General features: G+C 44.6%; 2 protein-coding genes. One reads left to right on the top strand and one right to left on the bottom strand.

From position 1 onward, the window contains the following. Positions 1 to 238 (top strand): hypothetical protein (locus Q1V93_RS10540; RefSeq protein ID WP_300664477.1); only part of this gene is annotated, 238 nt, incomplete at its 5' end. 100 nt (positions 239 to 338) lie between these two features. Here Q1V93_RS10540 and Q1V93_RS10535 read toward each other — a convergent pair. Beyond that, positions 339 to 2762, bottom strand: a complete 2424-nt coding sequence (locus tag Q1V93_RS10535) for a gliding motility-associated C-terminal domain-containing protein (RefSeq protein ID WP_300664475.1) — start codon at positions 2760 to 2762, stop codon at positions 339 to 341. Positions 2763 to 2928: the final 166 nt, after the last annotated feature.

The following is a 2928-nucleotide window of genomic DNA, read 5'->3' as shown; positions in this document are numbered from 1 at the left end:
TTATTCGGCTGTTCATTCAAATCCGGCAGCCGGGAAGAAGAATTATTACCGGATTACCCAGGTTGATCAAGACGGTACACGAAGAACTTTTGATGAAATAACTGTGGTGGATAACAGCATGAAAGAAAATCAGCTGAAGGAGATCGTGAATCTCATGGGGCAGAAGGTCAATGAAAATACTCCCGGTTTAGTTATTTATATCTACGAAGACGGAACGAAAGTGAAAAAATATCAGTAAGCAGCAGAACCAAACCAGTAATCTATTGTCATGTTGTGATGCAAGAAAGGCTGATGGAAAATCCCGTCAGCCTTTCTGTTTCTATTCGTTTTTCAGAGTATTATCGGATAATTGTTATGTTTCCGTAACACACGCTTTTATACTTGTCATCGTTGCAATCAAAATCGTCTGATTCCAGGTAGTAGAAATATACACCATCTGCCAATTCTGCCCCGTTTTTAGAATGACCGTCGAAGAAGTCAGTCATATTTTCCATGCGGTATACCGGATTTCCCCAACGGTTAACAATGACGATCTGATACGAAAAACAATCACTTAATTCAAGCGGCATTTCCAGACGGTCATTGATTCCGTCACCGTTTGGTGTAATGATATTCGGAAGCGAAACTGTTTCGATTTGAATTCCCTCTTCAATGATAATCACTCCGGTTGTATCGTATACACAACCGTAATTATCCGTAATGGTAAAAGTGAGGTTGTACGTTCCCGGAGCCGGAAGTACAATTCCGTACGAAATACCGTTTCCGGTGCTGGCATTTTGAATATTCCACTGATACGTGTAGTTGGTGTTTTGGATTTTGGAAATCATCGAAGCTCCCTGAAAACAATCCGTTTCATAGCTGTATTCCGGTTTAACCGGGCTGGTTACATTGTAAGTCTGAGCTGCGGTGTTTGAACATCCGAACTGATCCGTATAAGCATAGTTTACGTGATAAGCGCCCGGAGCCACTCCCGAAAGATTCAGACCTGTACCAATCACATTGTCTCCTGAAAACATACCTCCTGCCGGAGTTGGCGCAACGTTATGGAAACCGGATTCATAGCAATAGTTCGCGTTTACCGGAATCTGGATGGTTGGTAAAGCATGAACAGTGATAGATCCTGTTGCAGTTGCAATACATCCGTTTGCATCTGTAATCGTATAAGTGACCGTGTGATTCCCGATTCCCTGGGTTTGAGGGGAGAACTGATCTGTTGAAGCCGCTCCACCGATTTGAAAATTCCCGCCTGCCGGATTGGCAGCCATCGTTACTGTTGCTCCATCAATACACACATCTGACGGAACTGTCAAAACAGGTGGATTGGGAGCAGTAACCTGAACATTGATTGTCGTAGAATTAGAACATCCGTTTGCATCCTGGTATGTATATGTCAATGTATGCGTACCAATACCTGCCTGAGACGGAATAAATTGATTATTTGTAACGCCTGGTCCTGTCAGTTGTCCTCCTGCAGGAGAAAGAACCAAACCTGCCGGATTGTTTGAAACGCAATAAGGAGATTGATTGTTGGTAATGGAAACGGCTGGAAGCGGATGAACCAGAATTGCATCGGTTGCGGAGTTACTGCATCCGAACTGATCTTCAAAATAGTAATTCACCGTATGGTTTCCGACACCCGCTGTCGTAGGATTAAAATTGCTCCCGCTAACTCCCGGACCGGTCAGTGTTCCTGTTTGGCCGGCCGTCGCAACCGGATTTACAACAATATTCACAGGATTGGCATTCACACAGATTTCAGCAGGCAGATTCACAGAAACCGTCGGTACGAAGTCCTGGATGCTTACCTGGAATACCTGTGTGTTTCCGCCATTGTCCGTTACTGTAACATTGTAAGTTCCTGCGCACAGATTGATTGCGGTTTGAGTAGTTTGTGCCTGAGAGTCATCCCAGGAGTAAGAGTAGGGAGGAGTTCCTCCTGAAACGTTAATTGTTGCTGTTCCCGTGCAGCTTGAGCTTCCCGCCTGAATACAAGTCGCATTGCACTCTGCGTATGTTGGCGGACCTTGTGTGTCCCAGTTTCCTCCATCCGGAATTCTTCTCACAGAACTTCCTGTGAGCAAAACGGAAGGAACGTTGAGTACATTTTTCCGGTTTGCAGGAATGCTATTGTAACTTGGTAAAGATGTTGCGTTGTTACAACCTCCCAAAGTGGGAATGCAGGGCGAACCACTTGCTCCGGCAGCAGTTAGCCAGGAAACGGCATCCTGCGGAACTCCGCTTGCATCATAGAAGGCAAACCATCCGCCGGCATTTGGAAACCATAGACGCAAGCCCCCTGAGCAAACTCCGGGATCGCCGACATTTGCAGGAACAACGATTTCAACGACATTTCCACCGTTTTGAACCAATAAGTTGGATGGTACTGCGGGAACGTTTGCTCCCCGGATCATGCAAAAACCAGCTGGCGGTACAATTGTTCCGGCCGGAATCACAAATCCACCGTTTCCTTCAGCGGTATTATTTCCCAAATAGTAGCAGGAAATATCAATCGGTTCGCAGATATTCGGATTGTATAATTCAATCCATTCTCCTCTTCCCGCTGATACTCCACCGTCGCCGGAAATAGAACCATCATTGTTCGTAGGACTGATCATCAATTCGTTGATGAGAATTGTAGGTCCCGAATAGTTACAGTCGGTTCCGTTGCAATTGGTGTTTAATGTAGAACCGGTTGTTCCCGTTAATTGGGAAATACCAGTAAATCCGATTAATAAAATCGAAAGTGTAGCAGCTAACTTCATTTGAAAGTTATTGATTAGTAAGTTTCAGTGTCAATATTAACTAATTAGATGCTTGAATTTCAAAATTAGTTGCATCGGGGACTAAAATCAATTGGTTGATGTGTCTATGATCTGACCCAAATTGATACAAAAAAGCCGGGGCGAAAAATTTTTCGCCCCGGCTTTT

Source organism: Fluviicola sp., assembly GCF_030151805.1.
Lineage (GTDB): Bacteria > Bacteroidota > Bacteroidia > Flavobacteriales_D > Crocinitomicaceae > Fluviicola.
Note: the sequence above shows the minus strand (reverse complement) of the source record. Positions and strands in the feature narration are given on the sequence as shown.

Excerpts from the sequence above, each read along its gene's own strand:
- Q1V93_RS10535 (WP_300664475.1), bottom strand. The coding sequence starts at position 2,762 with ATGAAGTTAGCTGCTACACTTTCGATTTTATTAATCGGATTTACTGGT.